The following is a 254-nucleotide window of genomic DNA, read 5'->3' as shown; positions in this document are numbered from 1 at the left end:
ATCACCACGCCGTGCGAGCGGGCAGGGAAGATCAGGACCGTGGCCAGCACACCGATGACGCCGCCCAGTGCGATCTCAATGATCCGGTCGACGACAAAGGTGTGGACCGGAACTCCTGGCGGAGCGCTGAGCAGCATGATGGCGGCGGTCACAGGCGCGATCCGCAGTTGCGGGCGTACCGCTGCGCCCCAGACACCGACGCCTGTCACAATCACGAGCGCGATGCCGAGGTTGACCGCGTTACCGTCGCGCAC

At 66.5% G+C, this 254-nt stretch carries 1 pseudogene; it reads right to left on the bottom strand.

The features are described from left to right. Positions 1 to 254, bottom strand: a pseudogene (locus WDW90_RS40180) (FUSC family protein); the annotation flags it as partial.

Origin of the sequence: Methylobacterium nigriterrae, from assembly GCF_037106235.1 — a bacterium.
Classification (GTDB): Bacteria; Pseudomonadota; Alphaproteobacteria; order Rhizobiales; family Beijerinckiaceae; genus Methylobacterium; species Methylobacterium nigriterrae.
Note: the sequence above shows the minus strand (reverse complement) of the source record. Positions and strands in the feature narration are given on the sequence as shown.